Consider the following 18,595-nt stretch of genomic DNA (forward strand, 5'->3'; position numbering starts at 1 on the left):
CCAAATTTATAGGCGGTCACTGCACGAATCCTTATATCTACACTGCCACGACAAATCCTGCGGAGCTAGTCATGGTTAAGCGCTCATCTGGTGCTATGCCTTTTATATTGTCCACGCCTTCGGCGTCCGACGCAGACATTCCGGTTTTTCGACCGGCTTTTGATCCACGCCCAAGCGCCAGTCTTTTAGGTGATGCCGGATCAAATGATGCGCTGGCCCGACTTGATTTTGCCGCCAACCGCTCCCGTCAGGTGCAGACCCTGACCTATCTAAAAGCCGCCCTCGTAGCGCTGAAGAAAGCGGATTGGCACGGCGGTGCAGAGCAGGCCATCAAGGCGCTTGAGGTCGATGAAAAAAGCGGCGAAGCCTGGCATGTGCTGGCCATCGCCCGTGAAAAAACAGGTGATATGGCCGGCGCGTTTGCCTGCTATGAAGCAGGCCTGAAGCTGTTGCCTGACAATATCCCGATCATTAATGATCTGGGCCGTCTGGCCGTGCGGATGGAACATCTTGATATTGCGGAAAAGTTTTTCAATTTCGTGCTACGGCTCGATCCCGGCAATACCGAGGCGGCCAATAATCTGGCAACCACCCTGCGTGAGGCCAGCCGATACGAAGAGGCGATCGAAATTCTGCGCATCGCCATTACGCTTAACCCGCAAGACGCCCAATTATGGAATGCTCTGGGCACCGTCGTAAACACTCAGGGCGATGTCGACACCTCGATCATATTTTATCAGGAAGCCTTGAAATTCGATCCCAGGCACGTCCATGCGCTCTATAATCTGGGCAACGCCCTGGGGCTTTTGGGGCATTATGAGGAGGCGCTGGAGCATCTGATGCGCGCCTTACCGCTGTTTGATGATCCGCTCAATTTATACACCTGCCGCCTGTCGATCGCCTTTATTAATGCCGTGCTCAATAATTTCGATGTGGCCTGGGACTACTACGATGCCCGGGTCAAAGACGGCACCACCGAAAAAATCGTCTTCCTGATCGACCGGCCCAAATGGACGCCCGATACCGATGTGGCGGGTAAGCATATCTTTGTGTCTGCCGAACAGGGGCTTGGGGATGAGGTGCTGTTTGCTTCGCTCCTGCCCGATCTGATCCGCGATATCGGCCCCGAGGGCAAGCTGACCATTGCCGTTGAGCCACGCCTGGTCAGCCTGTTTGCGCGCTCATTCCCAAATGCCACCGTCATTAAACATCACACCACCAAGCACAAAGGCCGGGTGGTGCGCCTGTTCCCCGACCTGACCGACGCGGACAGTATCGATGGCTGGGCGATGATGGGCGATTTGCTTAAGCGCTATCGCCGGTCACTGGATGATTTCCCGGCAGCCAATATTTTCCTGACGCCTGATCCGGATCGCGTTGCCTACTGGCAGGCGGAACTGGCAAAGCTGGGGACAGGCCCCAAGGCGGGTATCTTGTGGAAATCATTAATTAAACACTCCCGCCGCGATCGCTACTATTCGCCGTTTGAGGCCTGGAAAGAGGTCATCGCCACCGAAGGCGTTCACTTCGTCAATCTGCAATACGGCGATGTCACCGCTGAACTGGCTGAAGCCGAAGCGGCGGGCTTACGCATCTGGAACCCGCCAGGCATAGACCTTAAGCAGGATCTCGACGATCTGTGCGCCTTGTGTTGCGCACTTGATACCGTCATGGGCCCCTCCAACGCCACCAGCAATATCGCCGCCGCCGCAGGGGCCACCATCTGGATGTCTGTGCCGTTCAAAAGTGCCTGGCTGTGCCTCGGCACCGACCATTATCCGTTCTATCCGACCGCCCGTGTGTTTGCGCCCGCCGTACTCAATGACTGGGGAGATGCGCTGGGTCAGATGAAACAGGCCCTTACATGTGACCTGATCCCGGCCAAGGCACATATTCAGCCCCTATGATACCCGATCCGCTAACCGACAGCATCGCCACCGGAGATTGGCCCAAGGTCGAGGCACTGGCGCGGGTACGTCTGTCACTAAAGCCCGACGATACCGAGGCGCGGCGTTATCTGGCGCTAGCACTGGAGCGGCAGAACCGCCTGCCCGAAGCCTTTGGTACCTATCAGGCGTTGCTGGCGCACCTGCCGTCACCACCGCCGTCTGATATTGTGCATGATCTGGCGCGGCTGGCCTTTCGGCTGGACCACATGGACATGGCTGAAAAGCTGTACCGCTTTGTGGTACACGCCGAACCGGATAATGTCGCCGCGATCGCCGGTCTGGCCGCCAGCCAGCGCCAGCAGATGAAATATGACGCGGCTATCGATGGCCTTAAAATCGCGCTCGATGCCCACCCTGAAACCAGCGAACTGTGGAATGTGCTGGGTACGGTTGTGAATGCGAAGAACGATCCGCAGACGGCCCTGACCTTTTTCGATGAGGCTCTGCGCCTTGATGCGGACAATCATCAGGCCCGTTTCCACAGAGGCATTGCCCATGCCGAACTTGGCGATTTCAACAGCAGTCTGAATGATCTGTTTGCCTGTATCGACGGCTTTTCCGATCCATCCAATATCGCCAGCGTGCGCCTGACGACCGCTCAGATTGCCCTGTGTGCCGGAAAAACCGATATCGCCTGGCCACTATATGAAGCCCGCCACAAAACCGGCACGGCGATGGAGGTTCATTACCCGTTTACCGCGCCGCGCTGGCAAACCGGCCAGCCTCTGGCGGGTCAGCGTCTGTTTGTGTCGGCGGAACAGGGACTGGGTGATGAAATCCTGTTTGGCACGCTTATCCCTGATGTTATTCGCGATCTGGGTGATGAGGCCTTGCTCAGTCTGGGGGTCGAACCGCGCCTTCGCAGCTTATTTGCGCGCTCCTTCCCAAAAGCTCATGTCTATGCCCACCGCACCCGCCGCGAAGATGGCCGCATCAGCCGCCAGTTTGACGATTTCATTGAAGCCCAAACGCCGATCGACCAATGGGCGCTTATGGCGGATTTTTGTGCGACTTACCGCCCCACTCCGGCTCAGTTTCCAGCACATAACGCCTATCTGAAGGCCGATCCAGCAAGGGTCAGCCATTGGCAAAACTGGCTAAACCGTCTCGACGACCGCCCCAAGGTCGGCATTTTGTGGAAAAGCTTAAAGACCGACATCATCCGCGAACGCTATTACTCGCCGTTCGATGACTGGGAAATTCTGCTGCGGCGAGAGGATATTACCGTCATTTCCCTGCAATACGGCGATGCCCGTGCCGAACTGGACGCGGCCGCCGCCCGCGGGCTCCAGATCATCACGCCGCCCGATATCGACCTTAAGGACGATCTGGATGATCTGTGCGCGCTCACCTGTGCCCTTGATCTGACCCTGGGGCCGGCCAATGCCACGACCAATATCGCCGCCGCCGCCGGGGCCCGAACATGGATCATCACCTCGCCCAACAACTGGGTTCAGATGGGTGAGCGCCACTATCCGTGGTATCCGGCTGCCACCGCCTTTATGCCGCATGACCTAAGTTCATGGGATGAGGTTATGGGCCGCGTTGATCAGGCCCTGACCAACCTCATTAGTGGGCCATATAGAGATTAAGCGTTGTGTTCTGCAACAGCGCGCGGGTCGTGCCGCCAAAGGCAAATTCGCGCAGGCGTGAATGGCCAAACGCACCCGCCACCATAAACGCCGCATTATGGCGGACATTGGCGTCAACCAGCGCGCCGACAACATCACCGCCCTTAGGCAGAACTTCAACCTCAGCCGTAATGCCGTGCGCGGCGTAATAATTGGCCAGACGGTTCAAATCGACCGGACGATCCCCGATCGGGGCGCCAATGATCACAACCTTACCGGCCTTTTTCAGCAGCGGCACCGCTCGGCGGGCGGCGCGCGACGATGGCTCCTTACCATCCCACGCCACAATTGCCGTACCCGAAAGATTCAGAGCCTGACGGGCGATGAACACGCCGGTGCGCTCTTCCATCAGGACCTGCGTAAAGGCCTCAGCCAATAGCCCCTGCCCTTTAGCGCTATCGGCACCGAACACCATCAGATCCGACAAGCGCGTCTCACAGGCCAGATCCTGCCACACCGGCGACTTCAGGCTGTAAAATGACTTGGCGGTATAATCGAGGGCCGCAAACTGCGCGCGCGCCAAAGCTTCGGATTCCTCTGCCACCGACTTCAGGCTTTCCATAGCCGTAACCTGCACCGTGCCCATAAAGCCTTCGCCCAGCCACGGGGCGAGTTCGGCCGGATCGGGCGGCGCAAACAGGGTATTTAACTGTGCATCAAAGGATTTCGCGATCTCAAGCCCCACCTCAAGCGGTACACGTTCGGCTTCTGCGCCGGACAAGAGCACGCTGATACGGGCCCAGCCTGAGTGACCTGTGTTGGCATTTGTCATAGCAAACTCCTTTTATGTGCACAGTTTCAACTTTATGCTCCGATTATAAACCTTTAGCCCTAAAAAGGCGATGCGACAGTTTCACCCCATATACCGATTTCCCCGAACACGTCTCTGCACCTTGACATGACCAAGAACCGAAAAACCGCTACAAAATTACCGCCGCGGGCATGGCAGCGCATGTTGTCCGGCCGCCGGCTCGACCTGCTCGATCCGGCGGCCATTGATATTGAGATCGAAGATATAGCACTGGGCCTGGCGCGGGTTGCGCGCTGGAACGGTCAGACTTTAGGCGATCATGGTTTCAGCGTCGCCCAACACAGCCTGATTGTCGAAGATATCTGCGCCCATATCGTGCCGGATCTTGAGGCCAAATGGCGGCTGATGGCCCTGCTGCACGATGCGCCGGAATACGTCATCGGCGACATGATATCGCCGTTCAAAGCGGCCCTCGGTTTTGACTACCGCCGTTTTGAAGACCATCTGGAGCAGGCCATTCACATCCGTTTTGGACTGCCCGCCCTGATGCCCAAGGAGATCAAGGTCTTGATCAAACAGGCCGACCATGCCTGCGCCTATTATGAGGCCACGCAACTGGTCGGGTTTACACCTGATGAGGCGCGAACCTTTTTCGGCCACCCGCCGGAGGGGTATGATCTGGCCTTACATCCCTGGGACAGCCTGACGGCCAAAACCCGTTTCATTGACAGGTTCAACCAGCTTAGTGCTATGCTGAACGCCTGATGGGGCAAACTACGGATCGCACTTGTCGCTTGTAATCGAACTCTCCGCCGTTGTCGTGACCATTCGGGACCATCAGGCCTATGTCCTGTGTTTGCCCTATGACGGCCTGCGTAACGACGGGCCGCAACTGGCGCTACCGTCGGGGCCGTTTCTGCCCCATAATCACCGCACCTTTGATCTGGCGCTGCGGGCTTTTGTGACGGAACAGACCGGCTTTACGATCGGCTATGTCGAGCAGCTCTATACCTTTGGCGATGATGGCCGCTACGCTCCCGTCATTACCGAAGGTCACGCCGTCGCGGACCAACAGGCTGAGCGAATTATATCGCTCGGCTATCTGGCCCTGACGCCGGATAAGGCCTTTCATACAGGCCTCAAAACCGAATGGGTGGCGTTTAACGAACTCTTCCCGTGGGAAGACTGGCGCGAAGGGCCGCCCGCGTGCCTCAGCCGGTTAAAACCAGCGCTTGATCAATGGGCGGCCAGCGCCCCGGCTTCGGAACAGGCTGTGCGGCAAATCCGCATTCAGACCCTGTTTCCCGCCGGTTTCGATCACTGGAACGAAGAACGCGTGCTTGATCGTTATGAATTGCTGTACGACGCCGGCCTGATCCCCGAAGCCCACCGCCATCAGGGCAAGGCGCCTGACCCGCGCACTGGCGGTCATGAGATGATGTCGGATCATCGCCGCATCATCGCCACCGGACTGTCACGTCTGCGTGGCAAGATCAAATATCGCCCGGTGATTTTTGAACTGATGCCGGAGCGATTTACGCTGCTGGAGTTGCAGCGCGCACTTGAGGCCATTACCGGCCTCAACCTGCATAAACAGAATTTCCGGCGCGCACTGGAACGCACCGGCTTTGTCACGCCGCTTGGGGTCTATAAGGATGATACCGGCGGACGACCGGCCGAGCTTTACAGCTATAACCGCGAACAGTTCCGCTTCAGTCCGTCTCAGGGCCTGAGCCTGCCGACCTTACGCTAACTTTGTTGCTTATGATCTTTTAAGAATAAAAGTAAAATCGGGCACAGAGCCGCCTCAAACCCGATTTTTCGTATCTTTTCCCGTAAAAAGTACACTGAGCGCAGCGAAGGACTTTTTACGGATTTTCATTACGCTAGTTTCGCCAGACGCGATTGCTGTAAACGTGCAGCCTGCGCCATCCAGTTTTCACGCGCGATACGGTCGCCATTGTCGATCCGGTGAGCCAGCCACGCGACATTTTCCGGGGTCCAGCTTGCAACCTGCCAGAAGTGGTAAATCCCCAAGACATTCAGCGTCTTTTCCAGAGCCGGGCTGATACCGGAAATGATATGCAGGTCGTCAGCATGGCCCTGTGAGGTCGACAACCGCATAGGCTCAAGCCCCGTACCCGCCTGTACCACTGCCGCCTCAACACTATCCGGTGTCATAACCGCCAAAGTTGATACGGGAGTTGCGATTCTGGCGCGATCACTGCGATCTTCGTAAGCCACTTCGGTTTCTACGGCCACTTCCGGCACGCTGGTGGGTGAGGCCACCGGCGTAGAGACCTGTTGTTCAAACACTTGCGCGGCAGACGGGGCTTCAAACAAAGCCACAACCGGTGCGGCCGCCCGAACGGGTTCAGCCACAGGTTCTGCAACGATCTGCATTTCGGGCTCGGCCTTAGCCGGTGTTTCCCAGTCCCAGTTATGGGCCACAAACGGTTTTGCCACCGGCTGGGATTTTCCGGCTTTTTGGCCAGTTGTTTGACCGGTTTTTTGGGTGGCCTTATCCAAACCGCCCACCAGCCAGCCAATACCGCCCCCCAGCGCAAAACCGATGAGGCATAAGACCGCCGCCTGCAACATCATGACCTGCATCACATCCCCCTACCTGGCCTTACGCGCCAGAAAGCCGGTCAGGAAGCCGATCATGACGGCCCCCACGATAAACCAGCGTAATTCCGAAATCAGATAAAGCATCCCCGCCCCCCCTAAGAATTGCCCGGCGACGTCACATCGTCACCGTGATAGTCGGTTGTCATGACCTTGCCCTTGTTCTGGCTGGGCGGCAAATCCTGCATATAGGCGGGCACAACAGGCTTTTTAGGGGCCGGGCCATAGGTATCCGTGGCCACATCCGCCGCCGACACAGCCCTGTGGGCCGGATGAGGCGCGTCCTGTGTCACCACGGTCGCGACCCGTCCGGTCGCCGCCGGTAAGGCTTCGGTCGTCACCTCAGCCGCCGCTTCGTCAGTCGCAGTCATGACCGCCGGTGCATGATCGCGAACGGAGACCGGCGTCAGGGTTACCCGCGTCACCGGCCCGAATATCGGCCCGCCCTGCCCTTTCAGGCTTAAGCGCTGCGGCCCAACCTCAGGCAGATTAACATCGGTATAGTTACCCGGAAGACCGTTATCGAGGCTCATGACCACCGATTTGGCATCGCGCAGCCTCTGGCGACCATCGGGCGGTGTCGCCCCGTCTTTCAGTTTCAGGGTTACCGCCTGCCCGTCGACCACGGCATCGACATCATCAATACCCTCGGCCTTGAGCGCCTCGTCAACCTGCGTCCGGATACCGGTCTCAATCGCGATCAGCCGCTCACGCACGCCAAAAGCGCCCATGATACTCATGGCGATCAGCCCCAGCCCCCAGACCTTAAGTGATGACATATAACCCCCGTATTATGTCCGCGCGTCGTTAACCCTAATGATGTAGGGCCAAACCTGTGACAAAACAACTGACCTTTGCGGCAGGGATGCGTAATTTTCCAGACTTTACCCCAGCGGCGCGAACGTCTTTTGGCAGCTATGGTAAATGGGCCACGCAAAAAAGAACTCCCCCTGTTGCAGGGGGAGCCTTCATTTGAGGCCCCCTCAAATGAATGAGGGGGTAAACTGTACTTTTTAAGCGTTCTTGATCGCTGCCTGTGCTGCGGCCAGACGGGCGACTGGCACACGATAAGGTGAACAGGACACGTAGTTCAGCCCAACCTTATGGCAGAACTCAATCGAAGCCGGATCGCCGCCGTGTTCACCGCAGATACCAAGCTTGATATCAGCGCGGGTGGCTTTACCCTTCTCTGCCGCGATTTTGATCAGCGCGCCAACGCCGTCCTGATCCAGACTGACGAACGGATCTTTCTCAAAGATACCGGCTTCGATGTACGGGTTGAGGAAGCGGCCCGAATCGTCACGGCTGATGCCGAACGTCGTCTGGGTCAGATCGTTGGTTCCGAAGGAGAAGAACTCAGCCGTTTCCGCCAGCCGGTCCGCCTGCAACGCCGCACGCGGCAGTTCGATCATGGTGCCGACCTTGTATTCCAGAGCCACCCCCGAAGCGGTAATCACTTCGCGCGCAATGGCATGGGTCATGGCCGTCAGCTTGGCCATTTCTTCCTTGGTGGCCACCAGCGGGTGCATGATGTCAGGCTTGGGCGATTTGCCCTGCTTGACCAGATCACAGGCCGCCTCAAACAGCGCACGAAGCTGGCTCTCATAGATTTCCGGGAAGGTGATCCCCAGACGGCAACCACGCCAGCCCAGCATCGGGTTGGTTTCCGACAGTTCCTTGGTACGCTTATAAAGCTTTTCCTCAGACACTTCAGTCACTTCGGCCACATGCTTGATGTCTTCCGGTGTGTGCGGCAGGAATTCATGCAGCGGCGGATCGAGCAGACGGATCGTCACCGGCAGACCGTCCATGATCGACAAAAGCTCGACAAAATCGGCCTTTTGCATCGGCTGGATCTTGGCGAGCGCCTTACGACGGCCAGCTTCGTCATCAGCCAGAATCATTTCCCTCACGGCGGTGATGCGCTCATCGTCAAAGAACATGTGCTCGGTCCGGCACAGGCCGATCCCTTCTGCGCCAAAGCCCTTAGCGGTGTTGGCATCGGCCGGCGTTTCGGCATTGGCCAGAACCTTGAGGGTACGGAACTCATCGGCCCATTTCATGATCTGATGGAAGTCGTCGGAAAACTCCGGTTCGATCATGCGGATCGAGCCTTTGTAGATTTCACCGATCGAGCCATCAAGCGTGACGATATCGCCGTACTTGAACGTCTGACCACGCGCCGAAAACTCCCCACGCTCGGTATATATTTGCAATTCGCCAGCGCCTGACACACACGGACGCCCCATACCGCGCGCCACAACCGCCGCGTGCGAGGTCATGCCGCCGCGTGCCGTAACAATGGCTTTGGCTGCGTGCATACCGTGGATATCCTCAGGTGAGGTTTCATCGCGAACAAGGATCACTTCCTCGCCCGCCGCCGCCAGACGCACCGCGTCATCCGCCGTGAACACGATCTTGCCCGAAGCCGCCCCCGGCGATGCCGGCAGCCCCTTGGCAATAATGGTCCGCTCAGCCTTGGGGTCGAGCATCGGGTGCAGCAACTGATCAAAGCTCGACGGCTCAATACGCATCAGCGCTTCCTGCGGCGTGATCAGGCCCTCGCGCGCCATATCAACCGCGATCTTGAGTGCCGCCTTTGAGGTGCGCTTGGCGTTGCGGGTTTGCAGCATGAACAGCTTGCCCTGCTCAACCGTAAACTCCACATCCTGAACGTCGCGGTAGTGCTTCTCCAGCGTCTCAACGGTCGTTTCAAACTGCGCAAACACCTCCGGCAGAGCTTCCTGCATCGACGGCTGACGGTCGCCCATTTCTTCGCGGGCACGCTTTGTCAGGGCTTGCGGCGTGCGGATCCCCGCCACCACGTCTTCGCCCTGCGCGTTCAGCAGGAACTCGCCATAAAGATTGGCATCGCCGTTCGACGGATTGCGCGTAAAGGCAACCCCCGTGGCCGAAGTGTCGCCCATATTGCCAAACACCATCGACTGGATATTGACTGCCGTACCCCAGTCTTCGGGGATATCGTGCATCTTGCGATAGAACTTGGCCCGATCGTTCATCCACGATCCGAACACGGCCTTAACCGCGCCCCAGAGCTGATCCTGCGGGTCCTGCGGGAAGTCGTGGCCCAGATCGGCTTTAACCTTGGCCTTGTAATCGGCAATCACCCGCGTCCAGTCATCAGCCGTCAGGTCGGTGTCGATCGTGATGCCTAAGCGGTCTTTGTGATCATCCAGAATATCTTCAAAACCGTGGTGCGACACGCCCAGCACCACGTTGGAATACATGGTTATAAACCGGCGGTAGCAATCCAGCGCAAAGCGGCGATCGCCGGTCAGCTTGGCCAGCCCGTCAATCGTCTCATCGTTCAGGCCAAGGTTCAGAACCGTGTCCATCATGCCCGGCATGGACGCCCGCGCGCCGGAGCGAACCGATACCAGCAGCGGATTATCGACGCTGCCAAAGCCCTTGCCGGTCGTCGCCTCAAGCCGCTTCAGCGCCCCGGCCACCTCGGCCTCCAGCCCCTCAGGGAAGGTCTGGCTGTTCTTATAGTAGTGGACGCAGGCCTCGGTCGTGATGGTAAAGCCCGGCGGCACCGGTAAGCCCAGCGACGACATCTCAGCGAGGTTGGCCCCCTTACCGCCGAGAAGATTTTTCATACCGGCATTGCCGTCGGCTGTCCCCGCCTTGAAGGCATAAACCCAGTGATGTGACATGATATTCCCTTTTTTGCCTTGCCACAGGTTTAAAAACACGCCCGTGGCAACTTGTCTGACCAAGTTGATGTATTAAACGTCCCGCTTGAGCACAGGATCATTTGTAGTATTTATTCGCTGCCGTTGTGCCGGAATGAAGCATCCGGACTACTCATTTATAAAAATTACGCCTTAAACTGACTCGATATGCGTTGCGTTGCAAAAATTGCGCATAGTTTGGCGATATAATCCTAAAACCCGTTATCTTTGAATAAGTAATTACAACATATTTTTTCACTGCCGCCAACCCGCCACAGATATGGCGGGTCAAGCTTAAGCGGCTGCATCATAAAAATTCGATTACTGGGTAACCTTTGACAGGTCCGCCACGCTTTCAACCAGTCCGCGAATATCCTGAAGCAAGGCCAGACGGTTCTGCCGGACCGACGCATCTTCGGCATTGACCAGCACCCCGTCAAGGAAGGCATCAACTGCGCCGCGCAAAGTCGACAGCGCTTTGAGAGCCTCAAGATAAGCCTCGCCCTCGATATGCTGACGCACCGTGGCGCCTACACCTGACATGCGCGCGATCAGGTCGGTTTCAACCTCCGGCGCCCCTGACATGATACGGGCATGTCCGCTTGGCAGTTCGCCCTTTTTAGCTTCGGCATTGAGGATATTGGCCACACGTTTATAGAGCGCCAGAACATCCTGCCCTTCAGGTGTATCAATGATGGATTCAAGCGCGCGGATGCGTTCGATCATGCGGATGACATCATCGTCTTTCAGCGCAAACACGGCGTCGATCAGGTCAAACCGAACCCCTTCGTCGCGTAATTGCACCTTGAGACGATCAGCGAAAAACTCAAGGAACTCAGCCTTCACGACCTCAAACGGCCGGAAGGTCAATACCGCGTCCTTAATATCCTGCTTGTTGGTGACATGCTCAAACAGGATATCCAGATCATAGTCGCGCGTATTCGGCACTACCCAAATCTGGCTTTCCAGCAGGCCCTGTTTGAAATCGCGCAGATAGTTCTCATAGGTGTCCGTCGTCCCTTGCGCCCAGCGTGGCCCGGCCGATCCGCGCCAGTTCTCCGTATCGACATGAACCGCGCGGTCAGCATTGGCATAAGTCAATGTTGATTTATACCAGGCTTCGACCAGATCGCTTAAAGATGCCCGCACGCAATGCTCACGCAGGATGCGCAGCACCCCAAGGGCGGCCCGGCGCAGCGCATAGGGATCTTTCGAGCCTGTCGGCTTTTCATCAATGGCAAAGAAGCCGACCAGAGTATCAATCTTATCCGCCAAAGCCACGGTCGCCGCCACCACATGGGCAGGTACTGTGTCGGACGGCCCCTGCGGCTTATAATGGTCGCGCACAGCCTCAGAGATCTCCGGGCGATGACCTGCGGCGACACTGTAATATCCGCCCATAACCCCTTGAAGTTCCGGAAACTCCCCAACCATGTAGGAGGCCAGATCGGCCTTGGCCAGACGTGCTGCCTCACCTGACGCCGTCACATCGGCGCGCATTAGAGGGGCGATATCTTCGGCGATCAGCTTAAGCCGTTGCACCCGCTCATAAAGCGTGCCCAGTTTGGCGTGGAAGGTCACACCTTTCAGCTTTTCCAGCCAGGCGTCGAAATTACCGGCGCGGTTATCCTCCGACCAGAAGAACACCCCGTCCGACAACCGCGCCGACAAGACCTTGGCATTGCCGCGCTTGATTTCTTCGCCACCATCAGCCGCTGCCATATTGGAGACGACCACAAAGTTAGCCGCCATGTTCCCAGTTTTGTTATCCTTGACCGCAAAATATTTCTGGTGAGTCTTCATCGACGTCTTGATGACCTCCGGCGGCAGGGTCAGGAACTTCGGGTCCATATTGCCGAGCAGCGGCGTCGGCCATTCGCTCAGGCCCGCCACCTCTTCCAGCAAGCCCTGATCATCCATCAGCGTCAGGCCCGCCTTGGTGCAGGCCTCACGCGCCTTCGACAGGATCACATTCTGGCGTTCATAATGATCCAGAATGACAAAATTTTCCAATAAGCCATTCTTATAGCTGTCGAAATCGGAAACCTTGATCGGCTTTTTCGAGCCTAAGAACCGGTGACCTTCGGTGATATTGGACGCCGTGATCCCTTCCAGTTCAAACGGAATGACCTTGCCGTTAAACAGAAAAATAATGCGCTTTAATGGCCGCACCCAGCGGAAGGTCGACGTGCCCGACCGCATCGATTTCGGCCACGGGAAGTTCAGGATCACGTCCTCAAGGATTGCGCCCAGAACCTCGGTCGTCTTGCGGGCCGCCTTCTCAATCCGGGCGATATAGATACCGTTTTCAATGACCAGCTTATCAATGGTCAAACCGGTCTTGCGCAGGAAACCTTCCAGCGCCTGCGGTGGCGCGCCTTCGCGCGGCCCCTTGACCTCTTCGGATACCGCCGCCTGCTCCAGCGGCAGACCTTCGATATGCAGCGCCAACCGGCGCGGCCCGACATAGGACTTGATCGTCTCATAGCTAAGACCAGAAGCTTTAAGCTTTGCGTCAAACAAGCGCTCGAAATCACGCGCCGCACCCAGTTGCATACGGGCGGGAATTTCTTCGGAAAACAGCTCGATCAATAGTTGAGGCATGGTACGTTCTTAATCTGAAATCTTAAAGGCTGGGGATGGGCGCGGCATCATTGCGTGCCTCTTCCTGTGCGGCCCATTCGAGCGCACAGGCCTTACACAGGTCACGGATGCGGCCGATATAGGATTGACGCTCGGCCACAGCGATCGCCCCGCGCGCATCCATCAGGTTAAACAGGTGCGACGCCTTCAGCACATGATCATAGGCCGGCAGGACCAGCTTATAGCCCAGTGAATTTTCCGTATTCAGGATGCGCGTGACATTACGCTCCATGTCCTCAAACTGGCGCTTTAAGGTGTCAACATCCGAGGCCTCAAAGTTAAAGGCCGAGAACTGGCGCTCCTGCTCCTTAAACACATCGCCGTAGGTCGTACCGGCATTGTTGAATTTCAGGTCATAGACGTTATCGACGTTCTGCACATACATAGCCAGACGCTCCAGGCCGTAGGTCAGTTCGCCCGACACCACATCGACTTCGATACCGCCAACGCCTTGGAAATAGGTATATTGCGTGACTTCCATGCCGTCACACCACACTTCCCAGCCCAGGCCCCAGGCCCCGACGGTCGGGTTTTCCCAGTCATCCTCAACAAAGCGGATATCGTGAAGATCGGGATCAAGACCGATAGCCTTCAACGAGCCCAGATAAAGCTCCTGAAGGTTGTCAGGATTGGGTTTCAGGATGACCTGATACTGGTAATAGTGCTGCAAACGATTAGGGTTTTCACCATAACGACCATCAACCGGGCGGCGCGACGGCTGCACATAGGCAGCTTTCCACGGCTTTTTACCAAGGGCACGCAAAACCGTCGCCGGATGAAGCGTCCCCGCCCCGACCTCGACATCATAGGGCTGGAGAATCGCGCAGCCCTGCTTACTCCAATAGGCATGAAGGGTGAGGATAAGGTCCTGAAAACTTAACGGTTCGGCAGATTTTGCAGTCATGATCCAAGGTCAGCTCTTACTGATAATGGCCGGAACATAGAGGCTGCGCCCTGACCTGTGAAGCGCTTTATCGGCACCCGCTCATGAAAACCTGTTGTTTTCGGACAGAATCGGCTTTGCTGAGGGCGCACCACCGGAATTTGCCCCATGTCCGCGATCTCTGCTGCCCATACCCGCCTCGCGCCCGTGCTTGACGCCCTGAAACGCGCCTCCGCCTGGCTGATGTTGGCGTTCGGGTTTTCGGCAGGCCTGCCGTTTTTGCTGACCGGCACAACGCTGGGATTATGGCTGCGTCAGGACGGCCAGAGCCTGACGATTGCCAGTTTCGTGCAGTGGGTCAGCCTTATTTACGGCCTGAAATTCCTGTGGGCGCCGGTAATGGATAAGGTGCGCCTGCCTTTATTGCATCGCCTGTTGGGGCAGCGGCGATCCTATATGCTACTCGCTCAGTTGGGCGTCGTGGCAGGCCTGTGCCTTATGGCCGCGATCGGCCCCAGCGGCGGACTGGGCTGGTTTATTACCTCGGCAGCGTTGGTGGCCTTTTCGTCGGCGTCACAGAACGCGGCCATCGACGGTTGGCGGATTGAGCAAACGCGAACCGAGGCTGATGAGGCGCTCAATCCGGCCTTTTATGCCTTTGGCTATAAAATCGCGGTTCTGATCAGCGGCAGTTTGATCCTGATTCCGGCCGAGCATTGGGGCTGGCCCGCCGCGTTCTTCATGCTGGCGGCCACCATGATCATAGGTATTGCCGCCACCCTGATGGCCCCGCGTCCAGTAGATGACGGGATGATCCACGCTGAGCGTAAAACCATCAAAAGTCTTTATGTTGATCCGCTGAAAAGCTTTTTCGGCACGCATGGCAAGGCCGCCGTGTTGATACTCATCACCGTCGGGCTTTACCGTTTGCCGGATTATCTGATCGGGCCGGTCGCCCTGCCGCTTTATAATGACACCGGCATCAGTAACACCGAAATCGCCGCTATGCGATCAACCGTGGGCCTTGCGGCCTCATTCGTAGGGATTGCCATTGGCGGCGCGTTGATTCTGGGGATCGGGGTGGTACGGGCGTTCTGGATCGGGGCGCTGGTCGGGCCATTGTCCAACATCTGTTTTGCGGTTATGGCGAGCTACCCCGGCAATTTGAATGTGTTCGGGGCCACGCTGTTCGTCGATAACATTGCCAATGGCGTGGCCGAGGCGGCGTTCGTGGCCTTTCTGACGCGGCTGTGCGTGCGGGAATTTTCGCTGACGCACTATGCCCTGCTCTATTCAGTGGCCGATTTCAGCGGCAAACTGCTCAAAGGCTTTGCCGGTCAGATTGTCGATAGCCTGACGCCGGATCTGGGCCTGTTCGGAGCCTATCAGGCGTTTTTTATCGGCACGGCCTTGATGGGCATACCGGCCATGCTGTGCTGTTTGTGGCTGGCGCGGACGCAAGCCATTAAACCCGCGACCTCGTAAGCCTGCTCCAAGTTCCGGGTTAAGGGAGCTTGCCCCTGCTTATCTTTTTGCGCTACCGCTTCGCTGCTTGAGCGCTACATTTGCTCCGGTGCGGTTAACCCCATTAAATCAAGGCCTTTTTCGAGTTGCTTAAGCGTCAGATCGACCAGTGCCAGACGCGAGGATTTGGTGGCATCATCTTCGGCAATCAGCACCGGACAGGCGGCGTAGAACTTGGAAAAGGTCTGGGCCAGACGATAGACATGATCCGCCAGAATATTGGGCGCGCGTTTCAGGTAGCTTTCTTTTAACGCGCTATCAAACCCATCCAGCAGCAATACAAGTTCACGCTCGGCCGGTTCGGTTACCGTCACGACAGCCGCGTTCACGCCCTGATCGGCGGCTTTGCGCAGGATCGATTTCATGCGCACGGTCTGATACAGCAGGTACGGCCCGGTCTTGCCCTCAAAGCTCATAAAGCGATCAAGATCAAAGATATAGTTGGTCAGACGGTGATTGGACAGTTCGGCAAATTTCAACGCCGCAATGGCGACCTTATGGGCGGTGTCGGCGAAATCGGCCTCAGACAGATCCTTGCCCAGACCAGCCTCATTAAGACGGATTTTGGCCTTGTCCAGCGCACTGTCGATCAGGTCATAGAGCTTCAGAACCCCACCTTCGCGGGTCTTAAACGGCTTGCCGTCGGGGCCGTTGACCGTACCGTTGGCGGCGTGTTCCAGCTGCCCTTCAACCGCATAGCCGCCCAGATAGGCCGCGCGGAAGACCTGCACAAAGTGGGTCGCCTGACGCTGATCGACGCAATAGAGCACCAGATCCGGCGCAAATTCGACCTTGCGCTGTTTAATCGTCGCCAGATCGGTCGTGCCGTACATGGCCGAGCCTTCGGAAGATACCACCAGCATCGGCGGGATTTCGGATTTGTCATCCTCACGCGCCACACGGATGATCTGCGCCCCCTGATCCGGCACGACCAGCCCTTTGGCGGTCAATTCTTCAACCATCGGCGCCACATAAGGATCAGCGTCGGATTCACCGTACCACAGATCAAACTCAACCCCCAGCGCGCCATAATCACGGATCAAAGCTTCGCGGCTGACGGTCACAAAGTGCTGCCACAGGGCACGATAGCCCTTGCGACCATCCTGCAATTCCTTGGTCGCTTTACGGGCCCGGTCGCGATATTCAGGGTCTTCCTTGCCCTTACCGGACGCCAGCGGATAAAGGCGTTCCAAATCAGACAAACTGACCGGCGATTGCGCCGGATATTCTCCCGCAAAGTCCGCATCGAAATAGGGCAGATCGGGCTGCTCATCGGACACGGCTGTAATCAGCAGCCCCATCTGATAGCCCCAGTCGCCAAAGTGGGCATCGCCGATAACCTCATCGCCCATAAAACGGAAGATGCGTTTCAGGCTTTCGCCGATCACCGCCGTGCGCAGATGGCCGACGTGCATGGGCTTAGCGACATTGGGGCCGCCGTAATCGATAATGACCTTACGGCGCGTATCAACGATTGATGCCCCCAGCCGCTCGTCTTCACGCAAAGCATTGGCGCGATCACTCAAGGCGTTGTCAGAAACCACGAAATTCAGAAATCCAGGGCCAGCAATCTCCAGAGACTTGATATGGGCATCCCCACTCAAATGTCCGGTGATCTTCGTTGCTACCTCACGCGGATTGGCCTTGGCGGCCTTGGCCACGGCCAGCGCACCGTTACACTGGAAATCGGCCAGATCGGGCCGGTCGGAGACATTGACCTGCCCAAAACGCGCCTCAAACCCTTCACGCACGAAGGCACCGGCGGTCAAATCGCCAAGCACGGTTTTGAAGTCTTGCGAGCCCCTAAAGGCTTCGGCTTTCAGATCAGTCATCTTGGCACCTAAAACAAATCAGGACGCTCCGATACCGGAAGCGTCCTGAAAAGTCATTAATTTTAACCGTAAAACTTACTGGCCTGCGCTCACATAACGGAAGCGTTTGCCGTCGCGGTTAAACTCAGCCATTTCCGGCGTCACGTCAAAACCGACCAAAACCTCAAAGTTAGACCCCGCCACGGTCGCGGCCGCCCGCGGGATCACGATGTTTTCAAGTTTGGTGGCCACATCAACGCGGCTCTGATCTGTGCCAAAAGTTACCGGCAGATCGAAGTATTTTTTGGCCAGCACAGCCTGATCCTTATCGGTTACGGCCACCCAATAGCGGTAATTATTGCGATTGCCCTCGGCCGCCGGGCCACGGCCCAGCGAAAAGCCGATCATCATCTCAAGCTCGATCGGATCGCCGCCTTTGTAAGCACAGTCGGACACCACGCCGTTGATTTCACCCGTCCATTTGACAGAGGCGGTAGCCACCTTGCCATCCTGAAAATCCTGATAGCGGGCGGCATCATAAAGCACCTTAACGAATGGGCACGGGCCGTCAGCGCGGCGTTTATCAAGGCGCAGATCGCGGCCTTCCCATTCTTCGCGGTCTTTTTCCTTATCGGCGGCAGACTTTTCGGTGTTTTCACGGCCCGAATCGCGGTCACCGCGGCGTTGTTGCGCAAAGCTGTCGGTCGGCACAGCGCTTAAGGCCACCGCCGCCAAAGCCATGCCGGCTAATAATTGACGCAAAGGAATAGACGAAATCAGCGACATATGGCGTGTGCGCCCCTAAAATTATGATCTGGCTCAAGGCATAGCCAAGCCCTGAGCGATTGTATAGAGTTTTTACACCAAGCGTCATGACGTTAGACTTATGACGCTTGGCAAGGCCGACTGGCCGCCCGAGCTTTGCGAGGAGCCATGCGGCGATTGAGCTGAAGAGATGAATACCAACGAAGCGGTTCTACACCGCGCAGTCTGGTATTTAAAGCGGGATAAAGGCCAAATCACGGCAGATATGTTTGCAGGCCGCCATAGCCAAAGCGCCCATAAGCCCTTATGTTGACC

13 protein-coding genes are annotated in these 18,595 nt (G+C 57.1%); 5 read left to right on the top strand and 8 right to left on the bottom strand.

Annotated elements, in window-relative coordinates:
• Nucleotides 1-71: 71 nt before the first annotated feature.
• Nucleotides 72-1,907 carry a tetratricopeptide repeat protein gene (locus PQU98_RS03135; protein WP_272743421.1) on the top strand — a complete coding sequence of 612 codons (1,836 nt, stop codon included), beginning with the start codon at nucleotides 72-74 and terminating at the stop codon, nucleotides 1,905-1,907.
• Nucleotides 1,904-3,541 (top strand): tetratricopeptide repeat protein, encoded by a 1,638-nt coding sequence (locus tag PQU98_RS03140; protein WP_272743422.1) that lies wholly within the window; start codon nucleotides 1,904-1,906, stop codon nucleotides 3,539-3,541. The genes PQU98_RS03135 and PQU98_RS03140 overlap by 4 nt, the downstream gene beginning before the upstream one ends.
• On the opposite strand, the gene PQU98_RS03145 is transcribed toward PQU98_RS03140, so the two are convergent.
• Nucleotides 3,519-4,352, bottom strand: a complete 834-nt coding sequence (locus PQU98_RS03145) for a universal stress protein (RefSeq protein WP_272743423.1) — start codon at nucleotides 4,350-4,352, stop codon at nucleotides 3,519-3,521. The genes PQU98_RS03140 and PQU98_RS03145 overlap by 23 nt on opposite strands.
• Nucleotides 4,353-4,478: 126 nt before the next feature.
• Here PQU98_RS03145 and PQU98_RS03150 point away from each other — a divergent pair, with 126 nt between their 5' ends.
• Both PQU98_RS03150 and PQU98_RS03155 read left to right on the top strand, forming a co-directional pair.
• Nucleotides 4,479-5,096 (top strand): HD domain-containing protein, encoded by a 618-nt coding sequence (locus PQU98_RS03150; protein ID WP_272743424.1) that lies wholly within the window; start codon nucleotides 4,479-4,481, stop codon nucleotides 5,094-5,096.
• Nucleotides 5,097-5,118: 22 nt separating this feature from the next.
• Complete coding sequence (locus PQU98_RS03155; RefSeq protein WP_272743425.1) at nucleotides 5,119-6,084, top strand: NUDIX hydrolase; 966 nt, start codon at nucleotides 5,119-5,121, stop codon at nucleotides 6,082-6,084.
• A 128-nt stretch (nucleotides 6,085-6,212) separates the two neighbouring features.
• Here the strand turns inward: PQU98_RS03155 and PQU98_RS03160 are convergent, their stop codons facing one another.
• The 5 genes from PQU98_RS03160 to PQU98_RS03180 all read right to left on the bottom strand — a co-directional run bounded on the left by PQU98_RS03160 (nucleotide 6,213) and on the right by PQU98_RS03180 (nucleotide 14,201).
• On the bottom strand, nucleotides 6,213-6,944 hold the full coding sequence (locus tag PQU98_RS03160; RefSeq protein WP_272743426.1) for a helix-hairpin-helix domain-containing protein: 732 nt from the start codon (nucleotides 6,942-6,944) through the stop codon (nucleotides 6,213-6,215).
• Between the two features lie 113 nt (nucleotides 6,945-7,057).
• Nucleotides 7,058-7,738: a hypothetical protein gene (locus PQU98_RS03165; protein ID WP_272743427.1), complete on the bottom strand. Its 681-nt coding sequence runs from the start codon at nucleotides 7,736-7,738 to the stop codon at nucleotides 7,058-7,060.
• Nucleotides 7,739-7,972: 234 nt separating this feature from the next.
• Nucleotides 7,973-10,636 carry a pyruvate, phosphate dikinase gene (gene ppdK, locus PQU98_RS03170; RefSeq protein ID WP_272743428.1) on the bottom strand — a complete coding sequence of 888 codons (2,664 nt, stop codon included), beginning with the start codon at nucleotides 10,634-10,636 and terminating at the stop codon, nucleotides 7,973-7,975.
• Nucleotides 10,637-10,975: 339 nt separating this feature from the next.
• The gene (gene glyS, locus PQU98_RS03175) at nucleotides 10,976-13,258 is read right to left on the bottom strand and encodes a glycine--tRNA ligase subunit beta (protein ID WP_272743429.1); all 2,283 of its coding nucleotides are present in this window, start codon (nucleotides 13,256-13,258) and stop codon (nucleotides 10,976-10,978) included.
• 22 nt (nucleotides 13,259-13,280) lie between these two features.
• Nucleotides 13,281-14,201, bottom strand: a complete 921-nt coding sequence (locus PQU98_RS03180) for a glycine--tRNA ligase subunit alpha (protein ID WP_272743430.1) — start codon at nucleotides 14,199-14,201, stop codon at nucleotides 13,281-13,283.
• A gap of 147 nt (nucleotides 14,202-14,348) precedes the next feature.
• Here PQU98_RS03180 and PQU98_RS03185 point away from each other — a divergent pair, with 147 nt between their 5' ends.
• Complete coding sequence (locus PQU98_RS03185) at nucleotides 14,349-15,665, top strand: AmpG family muropeptide MFS transporter (protein WP_272743431.1); 1,317 nt, start codon at nucleotides 14,349-14,351, stop codon at nucleotides 15,663-15,665.
• A 74-nt stretch (nucleotides 15,666-15,739) separates the two neighbouring features.
• Here PQU98_RS03185 and argS read toward each other — a convergent pair whose 3' ends face one another.
• Both argS and PQU98_RS03195 read right to left on the bottom strand, forming a co-directional pair.
• Nucleotides 15,740-17,536, bottom strand: coding sequence for an arginine--tRNA ligase (gene argS / locus PQU98_RS03190; protein WP_272743432.1), 1,797 nt, complete (start codon nucleotides 17,534-17,536; stop codon nucleotides 15,740-15,742).
• Nucleotides 17,537-17,611: 75 nt separating this feature from the next.
• Nucleotides 17,612-18,301: a Tat pathway signal sequence domain protein gene (locus tag PQU98_RS03195; protein WP_272743433.1), complete on the bottom strand. Its 690-nt coding sequence runs from the start codon at nucleotides 18,299-18,301 to the stop codon at nucleotides 17,612-17,614.
• Nucleotides 18,302-18,595: the final 294 nt, after the last annotated feature.

Source organism: Asticcacaulis machinosus (assembly GCF_028550435.1).
Taxonomy (GTDB): domain Bacteria; phylum Pseudomonadota; class Alphaproteobacteria; order Caulobacterales; family Caulobacteraceae; genus Asticcacaulis; species Asticcacaulis machinosus.

Bases quoted from the DNA above. Each gene is read 5' to 3' on its own strand.
- ppdK (WP_272743428.1), bottom strand. From the start codon at position 10,636: ATGTCACATCACTGGGTTTATGCCTTCAAGGCGGGGACAGCCGACGGC.
- PQU98_RS03150 (WP_272743424.1), top strand. From the start codon at position 4,479: ATGACCAAGAACCGAAAAACCGCTACAAAATTACCGCCGCGGGCATGG.
- PQU98_RS03180 (WP_272743430.1), bottom strand. From the start codon at position 14,201: ATGACTGCAAAATCTGCCGAACCGTTAAGTTTTCAGGACCTTATCCTC.
- PQU98_RS03145 (WP_272743423.1), bottom strand. From the start codon at position 4,352: ATGACAAATGCCAACACAGGTCACTCAGGCTGGGCCCGTATCAGCGTG.
- argS (WP_272743432.1), bottom strand. From the start codon at position 17,536: ATGACTGATCTGAAAGCCGAAGCCTTTAGGGGCTCGCAAGACTTCAAA.
- PQU98_RS03185 (WP_272743431.1), top strand. From the start codon at position 14,349: ATGTCCGCGATCTCTGCTGCCCATACCCGCCTCGCGCCCGTGCTTGAC.
- PQU98_RS03160 (WP_272743426.1), bottom strand. From the start codon at position 6,944: ATGCAGGTCATGATGTTGCAGGCGGCGGTCTTATGCCTCATCGGTTTT.
- PQU98_RS03165 (WP_272743427.1), bottom strand. From the start codon at position 7,738: ATGTCATCACTTAAGGTCTGGGGGCTGGGGCTGATCGCCATGAGTATC.
- PQU98_RS03195 (WP_272743433.1), bottom strand. From the start codon at position 18,301: ATGTCGCTGATTTCGTCTATTCCTTTGCGTCAATTATTAGCCGGCATG.
- PQU98_RS03140 (WP_272743422.1), top strand. From the start codon at position 1,904: ATGATACCCGATCCGCTAACCGACAGCATCGCCACCGGAGATTGGCCC.
- glyS (WP_272743429.1), bottom strand. From the start codon at position 13,258: ATGCCTCAACTATTGATCGAGCTGTTTTCCGAAGAAATTCCCGCCCGT.
- PQU98_RS03135 (WP_272743421.1), top strand. From the start codon at position 72: ATGGTTAAGCGCTCATCTGGTGCTATGCCTTTTATATTGTCCACGCCT.